Source organism: Planktothrix sp. PLAVEN19ND (genome assembly GCF_057220675.1).
In genome coordinates this window covers 4746785-4769167 of sequence record NZ_CM170132.1, presented here as the reverse complement: position 1 = coordinate 4769167, position 22383 = coordinate 4746785, and the positions used below count along the sequence as shown (strand labels likewise).

At 40.7% G+C, this 22383-nt stretch carries 22 protein-coding genes; 9 read left to right on the top strand and 13 right to left on the bottom strand.

Annotation, left to right across the window (positions count from 1 at the left end; translation table 11 throughout):
- Positions 1–10: 10 nt before the first annotated feature.
- Positions 11–511, top strand: a complete 501-nt coding sequence (locus AC2D3N_RS20410; RefSeq protein ID WP_079680720.1) for a hypothetical protein — start codon at positions 11–13, stop codon at positions 509–511.
- Here the strand turns inward: AC2D3N_RS20410 and AC2D3N_RS20405 are convergent, their stop codons facing one another.
- A complete protein-coding gene (locus AC2D3N_RS20405) occupies positions 512–1159 on the bottom strand; it encodes a Uma2 family endonuclease (protein WP_484691965.1) in 648 nt (215 codons plus the stop codon).
- A gap of 101 nt (positions 1160–1260) precedes the next feature.
- Here AC2D3N_RS20405 and AC2D3N_RS20400 point away from each other — a divergent pair, with 101 nt between their 5' ends.
- Positions 1261–1605, top strand: a complete 345-nt coding sequence (locus tag AC2D3N_RS20400) for a hypothetical protein (RefSeq protein ID WP_079680718.1) — start codon at positions 1261–1263, stop codon at positions 1603–1605.
- Positions 1602–1775 carry a hypothetical protein gene (locus AC2D3N_RS20395; RefSeq protein WP_484691964.1) on the top strand — a complete coding sequence of 58 codons (174 nt, stop codon included), beginning with the start codon at positions 1602–1604 and terminating at the stop codon, positions 1773–1775. The genes AC2D3N_RS20400 and AC2D3N_RS20395 overlap by 4 nt, the downstream gene beginning before the upstream one ends.
- 108 nt (positions 1776–1883) lie before the next feature.
- Here the strand turns inward: AC2D3N_RS20395 and AC2D3N_RS20390 are convergent, their stop codons facing one another.
- The 4 genes from AC2D3N_RS20390 to bchI form a co-directional block, all read right to left on the bottom strand.
- On the bottom strand, positions 1884–3143 hold the full coding sequence (locus AC2D3N_RS20390) for an acetylornithine/succinylornithine family transaminase (RefSeq protein ID WP_484691963.1): 1260 nt from the start codon (positions 3141–3143) through the stop codon (positions 1884–1886).
- A gap of 85 nt (positions 3144–3228) precedes the next feature.
- Entirely contained in the window at positions 3229–3603 is a 375-nt protein-coding gene (locus AC2D3N_RS20385; protein WP_079680716.1) for a hypothetical protein, read from the bottom strand.
- Between the two features lie 17 nt (positions 3604–3620).
- The gene (ruvC, locus tag AC2D3N_RS20380; RefSeq protein ID WP_484691962.1) at positions 3621–4142 is read right to left on the bottom strand and encodes a crossover junction endodeoxyribonuclease RuvC; all 522 of its coding nucleotides are present in this window, start codon (positions 4140–4142) and stop codon (positions 3621–3623) included.
- 205 nt (positions 4143–4347) lie between these two features.
- A complete protein-coding gene (gene bchI / locus AC2D3N_RS20375; protein ID WP_079680714.1) occupies positions 4348–5439 on the bottom strand; it encodes a magnesium chelatase ATPase subunit I in 1092 nt (363 codons plus the stop codon).
- A 170-nt stretch (positions 5440–5609) separates the two neighbouring features.
- Here bchI and AC2D3N_RS20370 point away from each other — a divergent pair, with 170 nt between their 5' ends.
- The gene (locus AC2D3N_RS20370) at positions 5610–6683 is read left to right on the top strand and encodes a helix-turn-helix domain-containing protein (protein WP_079680711.1); all 1074 of its coding nucleotides are present in this window, start codon (positions 5610–5612) and stop codon (positions 6681–6683) included.
- Positions 6684–6700: 17 nt separating this feature from the next.
- Here AC2D3N_RS20370 and AC2D3N_RS20365 read toward each other — a convergent pair whose 3' ends face one another.
- Positions 6701–7351: a DUF938 domain-containing protein gene (locus tag AC2D3N_RS20365; RefSeq protein ID WP_079680710.1), complete on the bottom strand. Its 651-nt coding sequence runs from the start codon at positions 7349–7351 to the stop codon at positions 6701–6703.
- A gap of 60 nt (positions 7352–7411) precedes the next feature.
- Complete coding sequence (locus AC2D3N_RS20360; protein ID WP_079680709.1) at positions 7412–9997, bottom strand: EAL domain-containing protein; 2586 nt, start codon at positions 9995–9997, stop codon at positions 7412–7414.
- A 118-nt stretch (positions 9998–10115) separates the two neighbouring features.
- Between AC2D3N_RS20360 and dapB the strand changes: the two genes are divergently transcribed.
- Both dapB and AC2D3N_RS20350 read left to right on the top strand, forming a co-directional pair.
- Entirely contained in the window at positions 10116–10943 is an 828-nt protein-coding gene (dapB, locus tag AC2D3N_RS20355; protein ID WP_079680708.1) for a 4-hydroxy-tetrahydrodipicolinate reductase, read from the top strand.
- A 245-nt stretch (positions 10944–11188) separates the two neighbouring features.
- Positions 11189–11932, top strand: coding sequence for a phosphate ABC transporter permease (locus AC2D3N_RS20350; protein ID WP_079680706.1), 744 nt, complete (start codon positions 11189–11191; stop codon positions 11930–11932).
- Between the two features lie 405 nt (positions 11933–12337).
- On the opposite strand, the gene AC2D3N_RS20345 is transcribed toward AC2D3N_RS20350, so the two are convergent.
- The 6 genes from AC2D3N_RS20345 to AC2D3N_RS20320 form a co-directional block, all read right to left on the bottom strand.
- Positions 12338–12964: a precorrin-8X methylmutase gene (locus tag AC2D3N_RS20345; protein WP_079680705.1), complete on the bottom strand. Its 627-nt coding sequence runs from the start codon at positions 12962–12964 to the stop codon at positions 12338–12340.
- A 196-nt stretch (positions 12965–13160) separates the two neighbouring features.
- Positions 13161–13964, bottom strand: a complete 804-nt coding sequence (locus AC2D3N_RS20340) for a TPM domain-containing protein (protein ID WP_484691961.1) — start codon at positions 13962–13964, stop codon at positions 13161–13163.
- A gap of 418 nt (positions 13965–14382) precedes the next feature.
- Positions 14383–14964, bottom strand: a complete 582-nt coding sequence (locus AC2D3N_RS20335) for a Uma2 family endonuclease (protein WP_484691960.1) — start codon at positions 14962–14964, stop codon at positions 14383–14385.
- 781 nt (positions 14965–15745) lie between these two features.
- Positions 15746–17287, bottom strand: coding sequence for a GUN4 domain-containing protein (locus AC2D3N_RS20330; RefSeq protein ID WP_484691959.1), 1542 nt, complete (start codon positions 17285–17287; stop codon positions 15746–15748).
- Between the two features lie 192 nt (positions 17288–17479).
- Positions 17480–17953: a molybdenum cofactor biosynthesis protein MoaE gene (locus AC2D3N_RS20325; RefSeq protein ID WP_200816842.1), complete on the bottom strand. Its 474-nt coding sequence runs from the start codon at positions 17951–17953 to the stop codon at positions 17480–17482.
- 150 nt (positions 17954–18103) lie between these two features.
- Positions 18104–19102, bottom strand: a complete 999-nt coding sequence (locus AC2D3N_RS20320) for a polysaccharide deacetylase family protein (RefSeq protein WP_079680702.1) — start codon at positions 19100–19102, stop codon at positions 18104–18106.
- A gap of 225 nt (positions 19103–19327) precedes the next feature.
- Between AC2D3N_RS20320 and sixA the strand changes: the two genes are divergently transcribed.
- The 3 genes from sixA to nuoH all read left to right on the top strand — a co-directional run bounded on the left by sixA (position 19328) and on the right by nuoH (position 22381).
- The gene (gene sixA, locus AC2D3N_RS20315) at positions 19328–19822 is read left to right on the top strand and encodes a phosphohistidine phosphatase SixA (RefSeq protein WP_079680701.1); all 495 of its coding nucleotides are present in this window, start codon (positions 19328–19330) and stop codon (positions 19820–19822) included.
- A 120-nt stretch (positions 19823–19942) separates the two neighbouring features.
- Positions 19943–21115 (top strand): citrate synthase, encoded by a 1173-nt coding sequence (locus AC2D3N_RS20310; RefSeq protein ID WP_079680700.1) that lies wholly within the window; start codon positions 19943–19945, stop codon positions 21113–21115.
- A 147-nt stretch (positions 21116–21262) separates the two neighbouring features.
- On the top strand, positions 21263–22381 hold the full coding sequence (gene nuoH / locus AC2D3N_RS20305; RefSeq protein WP_079680699.1) for an NADH-quinone oxidoreductase subunit NuoH: 1119 nt from the start codon (positions 21263–21265) through the stop codon (positions 22379–22381).
- Positions 22382–22383 lie beyond the last annotated feature (2 nt).

Genomic DNA, 22383 nt, shown 5'->3' with positions numbered 1-22383 from the left:
AGTTCTAACAATGACTAATGCCACTCTCAAAAACTTAGCATTGGGCGTTGTGATGGTGACGGTTGGGTTATTACTGCCTCGTGCAGTGGAAGCTCAACCGTTTAACGGCACATCCACCCCCATGTTTGAAAATATCACCCTCAGTCCTCAATTCAGCCCCAACCCCCTGCTGATTCGGGGATTAAGTGGAGGGCCAACTTTGGCGAAGGATATCGCCGGACGCCAAGAAACCCAAACTGGAACTTGTCAGGGTTATGTGGATCAACAACCGGATCATACGGTAATTTTAACCAGTTTTTTTGATTATTTAAAACTGCAAGTCCAAAGTAGCGAAGATACGGTTTTAGTGATTCGAGGGCCAGGGGGAAGTTGGTGTAGTGATGATGCTAAAGACATTAATCCTAGTATTGAGGGTCAATGGTTATCGGGAAAATATGAAATTTGGGTAGGGTCTTATAAACCCAATGCTTATCACCCCTATGTGATTTCAATTACGGATAAACAACAATGATTAGTGGCGATGATCTTGTTCTCGAACCCAAGTTCTAAACCCCTTTAATGTGGCAGTTTCTCCATCTCTTAAACTTTGGCGAATATATTGGGGAATAATTTCTAAAGGGAGCCAGGGAAAATGTAAACTTTGAGTTGATTTTTGATAGGACTGAGTGATTTTATCTAAAACAAAAACCTCTAATTTCTGACCATTATAACGCCATAGTTCAGGAATTTCAAAGGACGCATAAATCGCTTGTTTATCTAAAGAACTGCTAGTTATATCAATTTCCAATACTAAATCAGGAGGTGGGTCTGATGCCAAATCAATATTCTGTTTATGTCTAACTAAGGGTTCATTATTCAAATAATAACAAGAATCCGGTTCTGCACCTTTTAATAATTCTTCTCGTTTTAAGGTTAAAGATCCCATTTTTTTTAGGTTTAGGTTTAATTCATCTGCGATAGCTCTCACTAAATCATCAATAAACCGATTGTTATTCTCGTGTTCTCCCAATGGAGTCATAATTTCTAATACTCCTTGATCATAATATAAACGAGCAGCACGATTATCCCCTAAATCGTCCAATAAATTAATAAATGTTTGCCAACTGACTTGATTTAAAACCGTGCGCTGTTCAGGTATGGTTAAAGTCGCTGTGGTCATAGTGGGTTTCCCTCCATTAATTTAGTATAACCAAACATTTCAGATCATGATATGTCATAATCAAGGCTGACCTATCTTGATTGTTATTCTCCCAATTATCAATGGTTGCACTTCCCCTGGAACTTACAACAACGGTTTTAGAATTACAAAGACAGTTATTAGCGGTTATTAACCATGCTACAGAAACTAGTTTTGTAATCATGGAAACTTATTCTGAAACCGAAACCACGATCATCACCTTAGAAGATCTGGATAATATTCGGCAAAGGGCAAATACTTACTATTCTCGATTTTATACTCTTATGGCTAGAATGGCTGAATCACAGCGGATTTCTCATTCTACTATGCTGGAGCCACTGACTCGTTCTATTGAGGACGCAATAGTCACAATAGCCAGAGCACAAGCTACAATTGGAGAAGCAAAAAGTAACTTTAATTTGCCATGACCCAAGAACATCAACCCGATTTACAAAAAGTGCAACAAACATCTGTCAAAATTCAGGAAGTTTGCCAACGAGCAGATGCAGGAATTTCTATTTTAGATGATTTGATTTCTCAATTGGAGAGTCAAATCAATACTTCTCCTCTGTATCGTTATCGTTCAAAAAAAAGCTAATAATTTTTTCAATATTTAGCTATAACTATTGCAAAAAATTATCAAATATAATTTGATTTTCCCTACCTTCTCTCGGTTAAAGAAAGAAGAATAGGGAATTGAGTTAAATTAAGCTGTTAACTGTTTTAAGGCATTTTCAACCGCTTGTAACGCCTGATTAACTTCTTCCTCCGTCACAATTAAAGGCGGTACAAAACGTAACACTTTCGGGCCAGCTGGAACTAACAATAACCCGGCTTCCATTGCCACTTTCACCACCTGGGGGGAGGTTAATTCCACATCCTCTTTTAATTCTAAACCATTAATTAAACCCCAGCCTCGGACTTCGGCAATTAAATCAGGATATTTTTGGGCAATTTCTGTTAGTTTGTTACGAAGTTGTTCTCCCCGTTTTATAACATTTTCCAGAATATTTTCTCGTTCTAAGGTTTGACAAACCGCCAACGCCACCGCACAAACAAAAGGATTTCCGCCAAAGGTAGACGCATGACTTCCGGGTTCAAAAACATCACAGAATGCTTTACACATCATCGCCCCGATGGGAATACCACCGCCCAAACCCTTCGCTGAGGTAAAAATATCCGGCTCAATTCCTAAATTTTCATAACCCCATAATTTACCACTGCGACCCACGCCAACCTGAACTTCATCTAAGATTAAAAGAATGCCTTTTTCATCGCAAATTTGCCGAACTCGTTGGAAATATTGAATATCCCCAGGACGGACACCTCCTTCTCCTTGCAGGGCTTCTAACATAATCGCAGCTACCCGTCGCCCGTCTTGATCAACATCAGCAATTGTTGATTCTAAAGCCTGAATATCATTATAAGGAACATACACAAAACCTGGCACTAACGGACTAAAACCTTTTTGATATTTGGGTTGTCCCGTAGCCGTAATTGTGGCTAAAGTTCGACCATGAAAACTGGCGTGGGCGGTGATAATAACCGGGTCTTCAATATTTAATTTGTCGTGGGCATATTTCCGAGCTAATTTAATCGCTCCTTCGTTAGCTTCTGCTCCAGAATTACAGAAAAATGCCTTATCTGCACAGGAATGATCGGTTAACCATTTGGCTAATTCTCCTTGCACGGGAACATAATATAAATTAGAAACATGGTGCAGAGTTTTAATTTGTTGGGTGACCGCTTCAATTAATACCGGATGGGCGTGTCCTAGGGTACAAGTAGCAATTCCGGCGACAAAATCTAAGTATTCTTTGCCATTAGTATCCCAAACGCGACACCCTTCTCCGCGCTCTAAGGCAATGGGAAAACGGGCGTAGGTATTCATGACATGGGAATTAAAGTCATCAATACTAAAATCGTGGGTAACAGGCTCTTTTTTGACTAAGGTTTCTGGACTCATAAATTACTCCTAAATTCGGTTTGTGTTTGATTTCTAATTTTAGGGTAAAATCTTCGTTTCCGGGGTTTGTTTTGTTACCAAATCCCTATAATTTATATTCTAAAGGTTGACAAAATTGATCAATTCCCGATTTCACCGCATAAATTACAACCGGGGTAATTAATAGGGCTGGACATTGATTTTCCGCAATTAGAGATTCTACCATGGCTGTAATATTGCCTTGAATTAATTCTTCCCGCAGGTCTTTATTACACAAACTCACTCGATATCGTTTGGCTAAACCATCTAACCAATTTTCAGAAGTATCGGGTGACTGACCCACATAAATTGCCATTTCAATGGCCGCATCTTCGAGATCTCCTTCACAATTTTCAATTCTATCTAAGGCTTCTAAAGCAACGGAATATTCAGCCAGTTGGGAGCGAAATTGAGCGATTTCTTGAGAGGTGAGAATAATCATAAATAATCCGTTATACTTCAGTGAATTAACTCGTATTGGAAAATTATATCAGGATCAAACCAAGCGGTTAAAGCGGTAGCTAAAGCATCCGCAGCATCATCAGGTTTAGGAATTTCTGTTAAATTCAATTCCCGGGCGACCGCTGCTTGAACTTGATATTTGTCCGCATTACCGTGTCCTGTCAACGCCTTTTTAACTTGACCCGGAGTAAACTCAATTAACGGAATTTGGTGTTGAGCTAAAACCAATAATAACACTCCTTTGGCTTGAGCAACGGCAATGGTATTTGCCATACGATAAAAAAAGAGTTTTTCCACAATAGCCAAATCAGGTTTTATATGAGTTAATAACTGGTTTAAATCCTCATAAATAATACATAAACGCTTGCCTAATTCGGTTTTGGCTGGGGTTTTAATTACTCCAAAATCAATCATAGAAACGGATTTTTGTTCCTGAGTTTTGTCATCAATTTCACACTCTATTGCCCCAAATCCTAATATTGCTAAACCCGGATCAAAACCTAAAATTATTTTTTTCATCTGAAAAATGCTATAAGTGGCTCCCGGTTTGATCCCCCCTAACCCGCCTTAAAAATGGCAACCGGAGTTATAAAATCCCTGGTTTTTTCTAGTTGGGAAATTTCCGATCAAAGTCCCCCTTAAAAAGGGGGATTTAGGGGGATCTGATTTCGGCTGCAATCAGGGATTTTCCACTTCAATTAACGCTACACGACCTCACCTGTAACTAGGCATCAGGTAAACCAAAAACTTGACGGAAAACCTTTTGAACTTTGAAACCCGAATCAATGGTTTCTAGGGGATCTTTGCGCAGACGGTGACGCAAACATAAGGTAATCACCCGTTGAATATCATCGACGGTGACTTCTGTGCGTCCTTCAAAAGCGGCTAGGGCTTTAGCCGCCCGGTTACTGACAATATCTCCCCGTAAACCATCCACATCTAATTCTGAACAAATCTGGGAAATTTTTACCCGTAAATCATGATCAATTTGGACAGAGGGGAGGAGAGTTTGAGCTTCTACCAGTTTATTTTGTAATTGGTTTTGGTCATTAATATGGGTTTCTAAAAATGTTTGAGGATTTTGATCAAAAGAGGTTCTTTCTTCAACAATTTTAACTCGTAAATTCGGCTCTTTTACGGTTCTAATTTCGGCGTGCATTCCAAACCGATCTAATAATTGTGGGCGTAACTCGCCTTCTTCGGGGTTTCCCGAACCGACTAACACAAACCGGGCGGGGTGACGGATGGAAATGCCCTCCCGTTCTACGGTGTTCCAACCACTGGCCGCCGAGTCTAACAAGACGTCAACTAAGTGATCATCGAGGAGGTTGACTTCATCCACATACAAAATCCCCCGATTAGCTTTGGCTAGAAGTCCAGGTTCAAAGGCTTTCACCCCTTCAGATAGGGCTTTTTCAATGTCAATTGTGCCACAAACTCGGTCTTCCGTGGCCCCCAAAGGCAAATCTACCATCGGGACTTTTTTCCGAGATACGGGAATATCCTGATGCTGGCTCAGACGCTCGCGGACGTTATCACTCATCAATTCCGCATCGGTGGGATGGCTATTGAAGGGGTCATCGGCGATCACTTCAATTTCGGGTAGCAGGTCAGCTAGGGCGCGGATGGTGGTGGATTTTCCTGTCCCGCGATCGCCCATAATCATCACACCACCGATTTTAGGATCGATAGTATTTAAAATTAAAGCCAGTTTCATTTCTTCCTGGCCGACAATTGCGGTGAAGGGAAAAACAGGACGACGAGACAGGTTGACCGTTGTTTGTGTATCTTTTGGCGTGACGACAGTTGAACTCACAGTTTACTCTCAATTTCCAATATTAACGTAATTTATTTTTACATATTCAGTTAAAAAATGCTGAAACATTTTGAGCTAAAAGATTTTTGTACTTCCTCCGCATCCGGAATCACAACCAAACCATAGAAGAAAGGAAGTTAGATAGGTGGTATTGAGGCGGGGTATCAATTATGCAACTAAATCCGGTCAATGGTTTTGGGATGACAGCACCGACAACAGCAGAGGTCTCTCCTGAAGGTTTACGCTCCCTGGTGCGTCAAATTGAGGCGGAATTATATTGTAGTGAAGTCTATAATATTGCTCTCAAAAGTTTACAAAAAATGTTAGGACAGGCGGCTAGTAAAGCTGAAATTGTGATTAAAGCTGTGGGACGAGAAGCCATTCAATTGTCTTTAAAGCAAATAGCCAGACAAGAAACAGCGATTATTTCTACCCTGTCTTCTGCTGCTAATCATTCTATTTCCGTAACTGCTATTCCCTCGAATGATTCAGATAGTTCTACTCCTACAGAAATTCAAACGGTTGTTGTTTCTCCCCTGGGGTTAGTTGCGGGATATCAAGCACCGGATTTAACGGTAGAATCTCCAGAAAAAACTCCGGGTGTTTCTGAATCAGATAATATTCCTAAAACTAAAACTAAAAATAAACCTCAGAATCAAGCAGAAATTAACCATCAAATTCAGGAAAAACAAAAGATCTATTTACAAGAAATTGGGATAGAACTGCGTAATGCTCGAGAATCCTATAGTCTTACATTACAGCAAATGCACTATTTTACTTTAGTTCCTCTCCATCATTTAGAGGCTTTAGAACAGGGAAAACTTGAGGCTTTACCCGAAGATATTTATATTCGCGGGTTTATTTATCGGGTGGCGAATGCCTTGGGATTAGAAGGAGGAAAAATGGCATCATCTTTTCCTTGTTTGGAATTTAATCAACCCGTAGGAAAGTCTAATTCTAAGGTTGATGTGGATTCAGAATTTTACCTCAATTCAGCCCATTTATATTTAGGTTATGCGGCTATTTTAGCAAGTTCTATGGGAGGAGTTGCCTGGTTATCTCAACAAAGTGTTCCTGATGTGACTCTCCCTCCCGATATTCAGAATTTATTAGAACAACAAGTTCCTCAATCTCGCCATCAAGAACCAACAAATCCTATACCCGGGAGACAATCACAAACCCATGATATTCAGATTAGCTCGGATTTTTCTCCGCCAGAAATGATGGAGGTTGCAACTTCTTAAACCTACTTAATTATATCCTATATTTTCTTAAAAATCAAGGATAAATTATTAGCGGGCATGGGGATAACTTCTACTAATTGCAAATTTTCTAATGTTGCAATTTCGCTCACCGCCTCCAAATCCCTGACTCCCCATTCTGGATTAGATAACCGCAAAGAAGTATCAAACTCTTGATTACTGGGTGCGGTATGTTTGCCATTTTGTTTATAGGGGCCGTATAAATATAAAATTCCTCCTGGGGGTAAAATTCGATTTGCACCTGCCATTAATTTGAGGCAAGCTGACCAGGGGGAAATATGAATCATATTAATATTAACAATGGCAGTAATCGGAAATTCCTGTAAGCAAAAGGGAAATTTTAAATCGGGATTTTCGACTAACCAAATAGATTTTTGTACATCTAATTCTAAAGGAGGAAATAAATTATCTGAAGGAAAATAGGTTTCCCAAGCTAAAATACTCGCTTGCAAAATCGGATTAACTTCCGATGGCAACCATTTTCTCGGCTTCAATTCAGGTGCAAAAAATACCGCGTGTTGTCCCGTACCACTGGCAATTTCTAACACCGTCCCATTCACCGGAAGTACCCGTTTTAAGACCTCTAAAATGGGTTGTTGATTTCGTTCTGTCGCCGGGGCATATTGTCGAGCATCGTGGGAAATATTCATTTTATTCATGGGTAATGGGTAATGGGTAATGGGTAATAAACTGATAACTGATGACTGATTTTACCATTGAGGATTAGATTCAACAAAAGCTGTTACAATATCTGGAGGAACAGGTTTAAGAAAGAAATAACCTTGGGCATATCCACATCCTAAAGACCGTAATTGTGCCAATTGATAAGCGGTTTCTACCCCTTCTGCAATCACCTCTTTATTTAAGGCATGAGCTAACCGAATAATCGTGCGGACAATGACTAAATTTTCTCCTGCTTCATCTGCTTCTATTTTCCCCACAAAAGACCGATCAATTTTAAGTGTATCAATGGGAAATCGAGGTAAATAACTTAAAGAAGAAAACCCCGTCCCAAAATCATCAATACTTAATTTTAACCCTAGGGATTTTAATTGTTTTAATAAATTAATAGTTGCCTCCAAATCATCCATAATCACACTTTCTGTAATTTCCAATCTCAACCCATTGGGGTTAATTTCTGAAGTTTGAATAATCTCTTGAATTTGTTCGATTAAATCAATTTGAAAAAACTGTCTGGCAGATAAGTTAACTCCTAAAATTAATTCGGGTTGCCAATGAAATTGTTGTTGCCAAATTTTTAATTGATTACAGGCTTCTTGAATTGCCCATTTCCCCATGGGGACAATCAATCCCGTCTCTTTTGCCGTAGCCATAAATCGTTCTGGGGTAACTAATCCTTCCCCGGGATGTTGCCAACGAATTAAAGCCTCAAACCCAGAAATTTGACCGGATTTCAATTCAATCACTGGTTGATAATATAACACAAATTCTTGACGTTCTAGGGCTAATCTCAAAGAGGTTTCTAATTCTAATTGCTCAATGCCATTAACGTGCATGGTCTGTTCAAAAACCTGGATCATTCCCTTTCCTAAACTTCGGGCGCGATACATGGCAGTATGGGCATTTCTTAATAAATAATCTGCCTTTCCTTCGGCGGTTTCACTAAAAGCAATTCCCATACTTAAAGTCATAAAAATATTATGATTATTCAAGTTAAAAGGAGAAAGGAGAGTATTTTGAATGCGATTGGCGACAAAAATAGCATTTTCAGGGGACTTTAAATGTTCAATTAAAATCGCAAATTCATCTCCACCCAGCCTAGCAATAATATCTTTATTTCTCAAACAATGCTTGATTCTTTGGACAATCTCAATTAATAATTGATTTCCCGCTTCATATCCTAAACTATCATTAATTCTTTTAAATCGATCAATATTTAAAAACAGAACTGCACATTGAGATTGCTCATTCTTTGTATTTACAATTGACCATCCCACCCGATCTAAAAATAAAATACGGTTAGGTAATCCGGTCAGGGCATCATGCAAAGAATTATGAATTTGTTTATAAGCAATTACCCCTATTCCTGACAAAAATAAGGAGAAGATAGGAGCAATAACAGGAACCCAAATATTTAATAAAAATACTCCATAGCTCGTTCCCAATAAACTCACAATTCCGATTATTAAAGCTACTCCCTGATTCAGAGGATGGGAAATTTGCCACATTAATATCCCTCCAACTATTGCCCAAATTCCTATCCACAATAGTTCTAAAGATTGGGGCATAAACCTAAATAAATCTGAAGGATATAAAATTTGGGATAATAGATTGGGAGATTGATAACTTAGGGTAGAATTAATAATCTGGCTCACCATTTGAGCATGAATCAGTACCCCAGGCATTTTAAAATCATCCCCGGCCTTCATACTATAGGGGGTTAAAAAAACATCGGGAATACTCGGGGCGGTTGTCCCAATTAAGACAATTTTATTTTTAATCCAATTGGGATTAACTTGATTTGATAAAACCTCTCCGATACTGACAATTCTAGCAATTTCTGGAGTCCGATAATTGAGCAGAATTTGGTATCCTCGGTCATCGATATTAGCATAGCCTCCATCTCCCGATTTTAAAGGGAAAAATATGCTATTTTTAAGTTCCATGTATTGGGGATATCGGCTATTATTCTTAGGTTCAATTCCCTGGGCTTTTAAGTAAGTTAATGCTAGTTGTAAAGAAAAAGCAAAAACCGTTTGATTATCCTGGCCACTGGCAAATAATAACTGGCGACGCACCACCCCATCCGGGTCTAATACTAAATCATTAAATCCAATTTGCTCTGGAGAAATTCCCGGGGGCGGTGACACACTGGGATTTTTAGAATTGCCGATTTTAGTAATTACAATGACATTATCTGCTTTTAACTGCTGTAATAATTGGGTACCCCCCGGTTCTCGGGGTAAATCTCGGTATAAATCTAAGCCAATTACCCGGGGTTGATGTTGTTGAAGTTGAGAAAAAACCTGTGCCAAAATTTTATCCGTCAACGGCCATTGTTTTTGAGATTGGATATCATCTTCAGTAATAGCAACAATTAATAAGTGAGGGTCAGGTTCAGGCATAGACCGCAAACAGACCAACGCATCAAACATTCTTAATTCTAAAGGTTCTAACCAGCCTAATTTTTGACATCCGACCACAAGCACCGTAACGATTAAACTGGTCGATAAAGCCGGGGATAACCGGACTAAGGAGGGTAAAACTTCCCCTTCATCTCCGGGCATCGGTAAGGATAACCAAGTTTTGAGAAAACGCAACTTTCGAGAAAACATGAATTTAAGGTAAAATACAAATACCGAAAGGATTTTAATTAAATACTCCTTCTAGGTATAATTTACGCGAAATCTTTTCTGTGACTGGAAATTTTGACCGAGATATATTGAATTTATTATGACTAATTCCCTTCCTATTCCTGTAATTGTTAATGGCGCTGGCGGAAAAATGGGCCGCGAAGTGATTAAAGCGGTCGCCGCCTCTCCCGATATGACCTTGTTAGGGGCGATTGATCATAACCCGGCTTATCAAGAACAAGATGCGGGAACTTTAGTCGGAATTGAACCCTTGGAAGTTCCGATTACTAATGACCGAGAAGGAATGTTAGCCATGGCAGCCCAGGAAAAACAGCCCGGGGTGATGGTAGATTTTACCCATCCTGATTCAGTGTACGACAATATTCGGGCGGCGATCGCCTATGGGGTGCGTCCAGTTGTGGGAACTACGGGGTTAAGTCCGGCCCAAATTCAAGACTTAGCGGAATTTGCGGATAAAGCCAGTATGGGGTGTTTGCTGATCCCTAATTTTTCCATTGGCATGGTGTTATTACAACAAGCAGCAATTGCCGCTTCTCGCTATTTTGATCATGTGGAAATTATCGAATTACATCATAATCAAAAAGCCGATGCTCCCAGTGGTACAGCCATTCAAACGGCGCAATTATTAGCAGAATTAGGGAAAACCTATAATTCTCCTCTGGTCACGGAAACCGAAAAAATAACCGGAGCCAGGGGCGCCGAAGCCGGAGAGGGAATTAGAATTCATAGTATCCGTTTACCCGGATTAATTGCCCATCAAGAGGTGATTTTTGGGGCAGCGGGTCAAGTTTATACCTTGCGTCATGATACTAGCGATCGCTCCTGTTATATGCCCGGAGTTCTACTGGCGATTCGCAAAGTCTTAGCCTTGAAAACCTTGGTTTATGGATTGGAAAAAATTTTATAGTAGGGAACAGGGGAGGCAGGGGAGGCAGGGGAGGCAGGGGAGGCAGGGGAGGCAGGGGGAGCAGGGGAGGCAGGGGAGGCAGGGGAGGCAGAGGGAGCAGGGGGAGCAGGGGGAGTAAACTATTACCTATTACCCATTACCTATTCCTTTTTCTCTTTTCCCTTAAATTAAGGATTAGAACACTTAAACTTCCCTTGTCTCGATTAATAACTGATGACTGATAACTGATAACTGGTAACTGAAAAATGCTTGTTCCCATAACTCGTCAAACTTTTGAAGAATTAATTCCATCTGTAGCTACAGGTGAACAATATAAGTATTGTTGGGGAAAACCCAGAGATTTTTTAAAACGTCTATTGGTTTCTGCGGTTTGTTTAGCGGTTTGGATTTTTCTGGAATATACCGTAGAAGGAGATACCCTGAGAATCCTAATATTAATCGCCGGGATTAGCTCCTCTTTATATTGGTTATGGATGCCCGTTTGGGAAGCTAGTTGGCGGAATATTAAATATCGAAAATATCCCTATGCAGGATTTTTACAGGGAAAAATTCTTGATTCTTATATTAGTGAAGCAGTCACAGAACAACAGGAATCTGTGAATAAGCGCGGAGAACTAATTATTATTGAAAACTTGGAAAGAAGAATTAACGTAGAAATCGGAGATGCTACCGGGTTTAGTACCTTAATTCAAGCCCCCCTAAATCGCAATCATAAACGCTTACGTCGAGGTCAAGTTGCCCAGATGATTGTGATGTCTTATTTAGATGATTTAAGCGAAATTAATGAAGTTTCCGATGTCTATATTCCCAGTCAAAATCTCTGGATTAGTGACTATCCCTACGTCCGTCGAGATATTTTTAGAGAAATTAGTCATCGCTTCCAGTCCCGTCGTCCCAAAAAAGCACCCCCCTCTCCCCAGACTTCTGCTATTGAACGTTATCAACCCGCAAACGGTTATGATCAGGTTTATGATGATGATCAACCCTAACCTCAAAATCCCCCAAAATAGATTAACTAATCTAATACCTACAACCGAATAATTTTAAATTTTAAAATTATCCCCATTTCACAATTCTTAATAAAAGCCCAATTATTGAGAATAACTTCTATTAAGCCCACCACTTGACAATACTTTCAGCGAATGTTAGAGTTTTAGTAAATAGACTAAGATTGCCTGTCTTATAACCATACCCCAAATCAGAAGCCACAAAGCCTATAAAAACTCTAAAAATCAACCAAAACCCCAAAAACCACCCCTAAAAAAACCCATAATTAACTTTTTAAATTCCACCCTTTCCGAACACCCCTTGACAAAAAGACGAAAATATGATAGTGGCTAACTAATAACTTAGTATTTTCAGCCCCTTTGTGTCTTTGTGGTTAAATTAATTAATTAATTCCCATTCCCTTCTCGACCATAGGCTTGCCAAGCCAGATCAACCAAAGCATCCACCAAAGCCACGGCTACCACCGCACTACCCTTGCGTCCATCAATCCGAATATGGGGAACCATCGAATCATTCAAACGAGACTTAGCCACATCAGCCCCAACAAAACCCGAAGGGGTGGCAATCACCAAAGCCGGCTTAATTTCCTCCGCCTCAATTAAATCGACTATCCCAGAAAGGGCTGTTTGTTCCTGACCAATCACAAAAATCGCCTCGGGATAGCGCCGGGCCAACGTCTCAATTCCCCAAGCCGAGCGAGTTTTTTCCCGTTGCGGTCGAGTTACCGCCTCCATGGAACAATAAACCGGATTCGCAAAAGTCGAAAGAATGCGAGGAGTAATCCCGACTTGTACCATGGGGACATCCACCACAATCGTTGTCCGGGCAGCTAAGGCCGCCGCCCCACCTTGTAAAGCTTGGTCAGAAAACCGCACTAAACTTTTATACTCAAAATCCGCCGTCGCATAGACCACCCGGCGCACAATTTCATATTCGGCTGGCGAAAAGACATGATCGCCAATTTCATCGTCAATAATTCCTAAACTCTGGGCATCCGTAATATGCCATTCCATTGTGACTCGCCGATTATTACTGAAGTTCTGGGGCTAAATAAAGTTTACTTAGGGGAACCAGATTACAACTCACCCAGTGTATCAGGTTGTTGTCGATTTGACGAGAAATCAGGGTTCGGAATGCGGAGGATAAATTATTTTCCCCTGCTTCCCCTGCTTCCCCTGCTTCCCCTGCTCCCCCTGCTCCCCTGCTTCCTCAACCTTCCTGGGAGAAGGACTGATTTAATATCGGAGTCAGATAGGCTACTAAGAAACCAATTAAAAACCCTGAAATATTGCGGACAAGGGGAAGCCATTCTTGGGTACGGGAGATCACAGGGCCAATTCCGAAGGCAATAAATAAAATTCCCCATAGCGGCGAGAAAATTAACGCCCACTGCCAGGAAATCAATTGTCCCGACTTGCGGGGAATACTTGCCACACCACAAATAACCCCACCGATAGCAGAAGTAATGAGGGTTAAAATCCATTGTTCTGGAGGAAGTCCCGGAACTACCCGACAACCGCCTTGGATTAAACAACTTTGAATGGTATCAATCGATTGAATAATTGATTGGTCTTCGCCATTTTCTCTCACAAAATATTGATTTCCGAAGCGAGTTTGTAACTCCACCCAGAATGTCCGAGATAGGAAGGGGTAAATCTGACGACCGACGCTAAAGTTTAGGATATTGCCCCCCCGCTCATCAGCTACGACTAAAACGCTTTTATCATCCAGTCCCCAATACTCCTTAACAGCGCGACCGGGGGTTTGGTCAAATTGAGTTAATACCCGAACTTTCCAACCCGTTTGGGTTTCAAAATCTTCGATATCCTTGGCTAATAGATTTTCCTGAATATCGGTGAAAATTCCCGCCAGGTCAATAACGGGGGTTTGAATTTGAGGAAGTAATTCAGGATTATTAAACGCATGAGCAACCGGGGTAATTGCCCAGGTGGAGAGGGTAATAGCTAATATAGCAATAGAGAGGAGCAATCTATTTAGCCAATTCTGTTGCATGGGAGATCCTATAAATGTTTATAAGGGTGAGCAATATTGGTTTTTTGTTAACCGAGAGATCATCAGACTCTCATTTTCTTTACAATTTTTAACTTTATCATAAAGTTACCACGCAGCGAGCAGATACGGGCCAGAGGCGGAGGCAAAATTTCACCCGTCGCTGGCCTAATTATTTTTCGCCAAGAAAGAAACCGGGTTTCTGACCCAATTATTAAAATAAAACCCGTAGGGGCGGGTTCGACAAAGTTTTTCAAATCCGAAAAATAATCTTGATAAACCCGCCCTACCCCACCAAAATTTAACGTTAATAAAACCGGGTTGATATTGATTCCCATTGTCGGGTTGGGCGGGTTTATTTGGGTTAATTATTGTTAACAAAAATCCCGTCTAACCCGCCCCTACATTCACTAAAACCCGCTTAATGAGTCAAAAAAGGATTTAAAATTTGTTCAGCTGTTAATTTTAATTCGGGAAAACTTAGAGAATTTATAATATCTTTTTCTCTAAATTCTACCCCTTCATACAAACCCGAAACTAAGGTTAAAATTGATATTTTTAATGCTTGTGGGTCAATAATCCAATATTCATAAATCCCTAACGCAGCATATTCTGAACGTTTATAACGATAGTCATCATCGGGGTTATTCGGACTGACTATTTCAACAGCTAATAAAGGCGAATCTTCTAATATGGCTGAAGATAATGTGCTGAGAAATTGACGCTGAGTTTCCGTCATCACTAATACATCAGGAATGCGAGATTTTCTGATTCCTGTTCTGACTCCCACAGTTCCAGGTCGCACCACCCAATCTAGTTGTAATCGTTGAATTTCTGCTTTTAAGATATCATAGATCAAACATAAAATTTCAGCGTGTAAACCACTAGCAGGTGGCATAGGAATTAATTCTCCGTTGAAAAGTTCATATTTGAGATCGGTATCATCTTTATAATTGAGATAGTCTTCAAAGCTATAGGTTTTAGTAACGGTTTGCACCATCATCAGTTCTTAGCCTCTAATTTAGTCCCTCATTTATTCTAGCAAAATTTTTATAACTTGTTCTAATATATTAAACTTCGACATATTCTGATATCGCTACGGGTTGAGGAAAATTATTAAAATAAAACCCGTAGGGGCGGGTTCGACAAAATCTTTCAAATCCGAAAAATAATCTTGATAAACCCGCCCGACCTCACCAAAATTTAACGTTAATAAAACGGGGTTTATATTGATTCCTATTATGGGGTTGGGCGGGTTTATTTGGGTTAATTATTATTAACAAAAATCCCGGCGAACCCGCCCCTACATTCCCTAAACCCGTAGGGGCGGGTTCGACAAAGTTTTTCAAATCCGAAAAATAATCTTGATAAACCCGCCCGACCTCACCAAAATTTAACGTTAATAAAACCGGGTTGATATTGATTCCTATTATTGGGTTGGGCGGGTTTATTTAGGTTAATTATTATTAACAAAAATTCCGGCGAACCCGCCCCTACATTCCCTAAAACCCGTAGGGGCGGGTTCAACAAAATTTTTCAAATCTGACAAATAATCTTGATAAACCCGCCCCAACCCACCAAAATTTAACGTTAATAAAACCGGGTTGATATTGATTTCTATTATTGGGTTGGGCGGGTTTATTTGGGTTAATTATTATTAACAAAAATCCCGGCGAACCCGCCCCTACATTCAATCAATGTCATCAATCTTTACGAATATCTGTAAGCCTTATATGTTACATTCATCAAGTCTCGACGCGAGAGAAGAAACAAACAAAGCCACCTCACCAAAGCCGCCCGTTCCAGGCCCACCATTTAGCTGACTTTAATTCTGTATTGGGTTGGGGTGTTGGTTTAACTGTTAATTGTAATGCTTCTAATACTTCTTGAGCGGTTTGAAAATAAGTCTCGACGCGAGAGAAGAGACCAACCCCACCCACCCCATAACGACCCCACCCGACCCCCAAACGGCCTGATAGAAAGGGGAGGTAGCCTACTGGTGCTGTCTGATTGAATTTTAGATCTTCGTAATATAACCAGCTACCTCCTACACGCCAACCCACCTGATCACCAAACGCTTCCCAGACTTTATCCTCATAACTCCGGGTTCCACCCAGACTTTGATAGATGCGCTTCTGTACCGAAAATCCGAAGCGTCCATTGCTATATTTTACCCAAAGTTGGTCAATGGTGCGTAAATCCTCACAGGAAAAATTATCAATATCTTCAACCCTTAACCATCCTTCCTTTGTTCTTCCGGCGACTTCTAACATTTTATTGGCCGTTTCTTCATCAGCTTCTTTCCATTTTCTCGCTTTCAAAAATTGTTCTAATTGACGATAATTAACGCCTTTAGCTGACTTTAATTTTATATTGGGTTGGGGTGTTGGTTGTGGTGTTGGTTTGACTGTTGGTGGCGGTGTAAATTGTGGTGTTGGTGGTGATATCTGTTTTTGGGTTAATTGTAATGCTTCTAATACTTCTTGAGCCGTTTGAAAACGGTTTTTTGTTCCCTGTTGTAAGAGTTTATCTAAGACTTGACCCAAAGTATTATTGACTTTAACTGTTAAATAATCTCGCCAAACCCAATCACATTCACCACTATCAAATAAATTAAACGGTTCAACATTAGTTAATAAATAAATACAAGTCACCCCTAAACTATATAAATCACTAGCAAAAGTCGCTTTTCCCATTAATTGTTCGGGTGCAGTATATTCGGCTGTACCAATAACTGTTCCTGTCCTCGCCAACGCCGTGTGGGTGGCTGCTTTAGCTGCTCCAAAATCAACTAAAAATAATTTATTATCGCTTTTTCTTCTAATAATATTTTCCGGTTTAATATCTCGATGAATTACCTGTTTTTGATGAATAAACGCTAAAACAGGCAATAAATCTCCTAAAAGATTAATAATTTTAGTTTCTGAAAATGCCCCAGTTTGAGCTAATTCTTGTAATAAATTTTGTCCTTCAATATATTCTTGAACTAGATATTGACGGTTATCTTGGATTAAATAGGCGAATAATTCAGGAATTTGTTGATGTTTGCCTAAATGTTCTAATTGTATCGCTTCCTGTTTAAAAAGTTCTCCCGCTTTTTCTTGAGTATTCGTACCTTGATCTTTCGGTAAAAATTGTTTAATTACACAATAGGGTTGAGAAGGTTTCTGCTCATCAACCGCTAGAAACGTCCGACCAAAACCTCCTTGTCCTAATATTTCTAACGCCCGATATCGATCTGTTAACAGTAATTTAGAACCACACTTTTGACAAAAGGCTGTTTTAGAGTTAATTTGTGAACAACCGGGGTTAAGGCATTTACTCATGTTTAAGCCTATGGATAGATGACAATGCTGATTTAATTATAGCCGTAAGTGGTTCTGCTTGTATCAAGAAATCCCACTAAACTAGGTTTCTGTAATAACTTCTTTTACTAATGGCTAATCACTTTTTTCTATCCCCTATTCCCTATTTTCTTTTTCCTCCTGTTCCCTTTTCCCTATTCCCTGCTATTGAGATTAACAATTGGTTTCACAAGCCCCAATACTCACCCAACTACTTGAACCATCTTTCCCATGTTCTTTTTTCCAAATCGGTGCTGTATGCTTTAAGGTATCAATCGCATATTGACAGGCTTCAAAGGCTTCTCGACGGTGAGGACAACCCACTGCAATTAAAACACTAATTTCACCAATTCTTAACCGTCCAATACGATGATGAATCACCACACGGGTCACATCTGACCAGGAAGTGCGAATATCTGTGGCAATTTTTTCAAATACCCTTATCGCCATTGGTTGATAGGCTTGATATTCTAAAGATTCCACGGGTTGACCATTGGTTTGATTTCTCACCATTCCACTCATAACCACAATAGCGCCATTTCTTTGATCATCGGCTAAAGTATAAATTTCCTCTAATAAAAGAGGCGCAATTGTAATTAAAAAACTATCCTGAAACTGAGGTTTATTTTCCGTTAATTTCGGTTCCAAACTATTAGAAATAATCACAACCTTAAACTCCTAAATTAACCAATTAACCTGTACGGGCGGGTTTATTGAGATCTTTGTTAATCACCTAAATCTCGATGAACCCGCCCCTACGAACTTTCCGTTGTCACTAATCCTAGATTAATTATGGATTTAAGGTTGACTGCTATCGGTCGGTTGAGATGGTTCAACCGGTTTTTGATCGGCGAGTTTTAATAGTTCAGGAACTGTGACAAAAGTATAACCCTGCTCTTTGAGTTTTTTGATTACAATGGGTAATGCTTTTACCGTTTCCGAACGATTTCCTCCCCCATCGTGCATTAAAATAATGCCACCGGATTTAGCCTGTTTTAAAACATTATCAATAATTTTGTCCGATGAAGATTTCCAGTCCTGAGAATCCACTGACCACATGATATTCACATGATTCTGCTTCAACGCATAGTCAACTAACCCATTATCCAAAACTCCCCCGGGGGGTCGAAATAAGGGACTTTCAACCCCAGTTACTTCTTCAATTAATTTATTGTTGCTTTCAATTTCCTCCGTGGCTCCGGCTGCACTATATTTTTGGTAGCGATGACTCCAGGAATGGTTGGCAATAACATGACCTTCGTTAACCACTTCCTTGCCAATATCCTTCTGATTTTTTAGAGCATAACCCACCCAAAAGAAAGTAGCTTTAATATTATTATCTTTGAGAATATCTAAAACTTGTCGGGTACTCTTGGGCCAGGGGCCATCATCAAAGGTAAAGGCAATTACTTTTTGTTCCCCAGAAAGACTCACTTGTTTAACGGTTTTCCCTTGAAACTGTTCAGGAATGGTATAGTTAAAGCGTTGAGTTTCTAGTTGTGCTAAGGTCTTTTCCAGGCTCTCCACACCTTGGGAGATCGCCTCTTTCGGATTTAAGTCCGACCTGGATATCTCGGGAGCAGTTGTCTGCACCGAAGCAGTATCTTGAGCTTTTTCAGATCCTTGAGAAATCCTCCTTTGGGGTGGTGAAGAAACCGCAGCAATACCCTGTTTACTGGCGCGTTCAACACGCAGATTAAATGGTAATATCACACCCATCACAAAACTTGTAGTCGCCGCTACAAGAGCAAAGAGGGCGATTTTTTGTTGTCGCAGGATAGGACTATACTGAGCCACGAGATTACTCCTTCACACCGAAATGAATTGTAGAATTGAGATCGATTAAGCTGCACCTAAAAATATCCACCGATCTAACCTGAAGATCAGCATTATAGACGCATAGTTTCAATAAAAAGTCAAGAAAAAGACTACAAATGTAACCTAACTAATTTTCAGAGGTTTCAAGATAAAACCCTTAAAATCTTAGTATATAAAGCTATCAACAGGAATATATTTTTTCTTATGACTAATTTATATTTGATTCGTCATGGCATTGCAGCAGAACGGGGAACCTATGAAAATGATGATCAACGTCCTTTGACCCAAGAAGGCGATCGCAAAACCCGCCAAGTGGCAACTCGCTTGAAACAACTCAACTTACAATTTGATCAAATTCTCACCAGTCCCCTAATTCGCGCCCGTCAAACCGCAGACATCCTCAAAGCCGTAGGATTATCCCCTAACCTAGAGGAATTTGCCCCCTTAGCTCCCGATGGCAAGATTGAGGATTGGATCTCTTGGTACAAAACTTGGCAGTTAACGGGGGGTAAAAGTTTAGCCTTAGTGGGACATCAACCCGATTTAGGATATTGGGCGGAATTATTGATCTGGGGACAGCCTAAAGCATCCCTGATGGTCAAAAAAGCCGGAATTATGGGAATTACCCTGCCCGCCACCCACCCGATGGGGAATAGTCAACTGTTCTGGCTGACTCCCCCCAAATTTTTGTTAAATTGAAGCGCCGAGGGTATTGCATGAGTGTCAGAAAGAGATAACAAAATCCTGTCAAAACGAAAACACTATCAATTGCTCTGGTAATGTAGCTTGATAAATATCCACACACATACACAAACTTCTATGACTACCGTTAGTGAATTCAAACCCGGTCTTGAGGGGGTTCCGGTCACCTTATCCAGTATTAGCTACGTTGATGGACAAAAAGGCATATTAGAGTACCGAGGAATTGGTATTGAACAACTGGCGAACCAGAGTACCTTTCTGGAAACTTCCTATTTACTGATCTGGGGAAAACTCCCCACCAAAGATGAATTAGTCGAATTTGAACATGAAATTCGCTATCATCGACGGATTAAATATCGAATTCGGGACATGATGAAATGTTTCCCCGAAACCGGACATCCCATGGACGCCTTACAAACTTCGGCGGCGGCTTTAGGACTATTCTATTCTCGTCGGGCTTTGGATAATCCCGAATATATTCGAGAAGCCGTTGTTCGGTTAATCGCTAAAATTCCGACAATGGTTGCAGCCTTCCAATTGATGCGAAAGGGTAACGATCCCGTACAACCCCGGGATGATTTGGATTATTCCGCCAACTTTCTCTATATGTTAAATGAGCGCGAACCCGATCCGATCGCGGCACGGGTCTTTGATATTTGTCTCACCCTGCATGCGGAACATACTATTAACGCTTCCACATTCTCAGCCATGGTGACGGCCTCCACCCTCACCGATCCCTATGCGGTGGTGGCTTCTGCTGTAGGAACCTTAGCCGGGCCATTGCACGGAGGAGCGAATGAAGAAGTTTTGACCATGTTAGAAGAAATTGGGTCGGTGGAAAATGTTGGCCCCTATGTGGATCATCTGATTGCTACAAAATCAAAAATCATGGGATTTGGACATCGGGTTTATAAAGTTAAAGATCCCCGGGCTACCATTTTGCAAGAATTGGGAGAGCAACTATTTGAGAAATTTGGTCATGATGAATATTATGAAATTGCTTTGGAATTAGAACGGGTAGTTGCTGATCGTTTAGGGCAAAAAGGCATTTATCCTAACGTTGATTTCTATTCCGGTCTGGTTTACCGCAAATTAAACATTCCCTCCGATCTATTTACCCCGATTTTTGCGATCGCCAGGGTTTCGGGTTGGTTAGCCCACTGGAAAGAACAACTCACCAAAAACCGGATCTTCCGTCCGACTCAAATTTATACCGGTTCCCATAATGAAACCTATATTCCCATTCATGAACGCAACTGCGCCATTAACCTAGAAGGAGAAACCCTGTAAAGCATTTTTACAGCCGCATTCCAGGTGAATTTTCACACTATGACCCTAAAGTTTTGAGAGCAGTCAAACGCTATACTGGTTTACGGCAAAAAATTAGTGATCAGTTCTACACTGATGACTGATGACTGATTACTGATTACTGATTCCATGAACCCAGGAATTGACTTACAAGCAAGTTTTGTAGAAGGCCTCACAGGTCTGGGCCTACCCTTAGAGATTGCCAAATTGTTTTGGCTGCCTCTGCCCATGGGATTAATGATTGTGTCTGCCACCGTTGGTGTTTTAGGAACGGTATGGCTAGAACGGAAAATTTCCGCCGCCGCCCAGCAGCGTATTGGCCCCGAATATATGGGCCCAATGGGAATCTTAGCCCCTTTAGCCGATGGTTTGAAATTACTGTTCAAAGAAGATACGATTCCCTTTAATGCAGACCCCTGGTTATTTACCTTGGGGCCTGTTATTGTGTCCATTCCCGTGTTTTTGTCCTATTTAATTGTCCCCTTTGGACAAAACATGGTGATTACGGATCTCAGTACCGCCATTTTTCTCTGGATTGCCCTTTCAAGTATTCAACCGATTGGGTTGTTAATGTCCGGTTATGCCTCCAATAATAAATATTCTTTATTGGGAGGGTTACGAGCCGTCGCCCAATCGATTAGCTATGAAATTCCCCTAGCCTTAGCAGTTCTAGCCGTGGTGATGATTTCCAATAGTATGAGTACCTTGGATATCGTGAATCAGCAGTCTGGCTATGGCATTCTGGGGTGGAATATCTGGCGTCAACCCGTAGGCTTCCTAATCTTCTGGATTGCGGCCCTAGCCGAGTGTGAGCGCTTGCCCTTTGACTTACCCGAGGCCGAGGAAGAACTGGTGGCTGGTTATCAGACCGAATATTCGGGGATGAAGTTTGCTCTGTATTATTTAGCATCCTATGTCAACTTGGTACTGTCGGCTTTGATTGTGGCAGTCTTATATTTGGGGGGTTGGGATTTCCCGATTCCGGTAGATGTAGTTGTCCGAGTCTTGGGATTGAGTGAAACCACACCCTGGTTACAGGTGATTTTGGCGATGTTAGGTATCACCATGACGGTTCTCAAAGCCTATCTGTTGGTCTTTACGGCGGTTCTACTACGGTGGACATTACCTCGGGTACGGATTGACCAATTGTTAAATCTAGGCTGGAAATTCCTATTACCCATTGGCTTGGTCAATTTACTATTAACGGCGGCACTCAAGCTGGCTTTTCCCGTTGCTTTTGGCGGATAAGG

Excerpts from the sequence above, each read along its gene's own strand:
- AC2D3N_RS20335 (WP_484691960.1), bottom strand. The coding sequence starts at position 14,964 with ATGATGGTGCAAACCGTTACTAAAACCTATAGCTTTGAAGACTATCTC.
- AC2D3N_RS20340 (WP_484691961.1), bottom strand. The coding sequence starts at position 13,964 with ATGCAACAGAATTGGCTAAATAGATTGCTCCTCTCTATTGCTATATTA.
- AC2D3N_RS20400 (WP_079680718.1), top strand. The coding sequence starts at position 1,261 with ATGGTTGCACTTCCCCTGGAACTTACAACAACGGTTTTAGAATTACAA.
- ruvC (WP_484691962.1), bottom strand. The coding sequence starts at position 4,142 with ATGAAAAAAATAATTTTAGGTTTTGATCCGGGTTTAGCAATATTAGGA.
- sixA (WP_079680701.1), top strand. The coding sequence starts at position 19,328 with ATGACTAATTTATATTTGATTCGTCATGGCATTGCAGCAGAACGGGGA.
- AC2D3N_RS20310 (WP_079680700.1), top strand. The coding sequence starts at position 19,943 with ATGACTACCGTTAGTGAATTCAAACCCGGTCTTGAGGGGGTTCCGGTC.
- AC2D3N_RS20410 (WP_079680720.1), top strand. The coding sequence starts at position 11 with ATGACTAATGCCACTCTCAAAAACTTAGCATTGGGCGTTGTGATGGTG.
- AC2D3N_RS20390 (WP_484691963.1), bottom strand. The coding sequence starts at position 3,143 with ATGAGTCCAGAAACCTTAGTCAAAAAAGAGCCTGTTACCCACGATTTT.
- AC2D3N_RS20365 (WP_079680710.1), bottom strand. The coding sequence starts at position 7,351 with ATGAATATTTCCCACGATGCTCGACAATATGCCCCGGCGACAGAACGA.
- nuoH (WP_079680699.1), top strand. The coding sequence starts at position 21,263 with ATGAACCCAGGAATTGACTTACAAGCAAGTTTTGTAGAAGGCCTCACA.
- AC2D3N_RS20395 (WP_484691964.1), top strand. The coding sequence starts at position 1,602 with ATGACCCAAGAACATCAACCCGATTTACAAAAAGTGCAACAAACATCT.
- AC2D3N_RS20350 (WP_079680706.1), top strand. The coding sequence starts at position 11,189 with ATGCTTGTTCCCATAACTCGTCAAACTTTTGAAGAATTAATTCCATCT.
- dapB (WP_079680708.1), top strand. The coding sequence starts at position 10,116 with ATGACTAATTCCCTTCCTATTCCTGTAATTGTTAATGGCGCTGGCGGA.
- AC2D3N_RS20330 (WP_484691959.1), bottom strand. The coding sequence starts at position 17,287 with ATGAGTAAATGCCTTAACCCCGGTTGTTCACAAATTAACTCTAAAACA.
- AC2D3N_RS20360 (WP_079680709.1), bottom strand. The coding sequence starts at position 9,997 with ATGTTTTCTCGAAAGTTGCGTTTTCTCAAAACTTGGTTATCCTTACCG.
- AC2D3N_RS20385 (WP_079680716.1), bottom strand. The coding sequence starts at position 3,603 with ATGATTATTCTCACCTCTCAAGAAATCGCTCAATTTCGCTCCCAACTG.
- AC2D3N_RS20345 (WP_079680705.1), bottom strand. The coding sequence starts at position 12,964 with ATGGAATGGCATATTACGGATGCCCAGAGTTTAGGAATTATTGACGAT.
- AC2D3N_RS20370 (WP_079680711.1), top strand. The coding sequence starts at position 5,610 with ATGCAACTAAATCCGGTCAATGGTTTTGGGATGACAGCACCGACAACA.
- AC2D3N_RS20405 (WP_484691965.1), bottom strand. The coding sequence starts at position 1,159 with ATGACCACAGCGACTTTAACCATACCTGAACAGCGCACGGTTTTAAAT.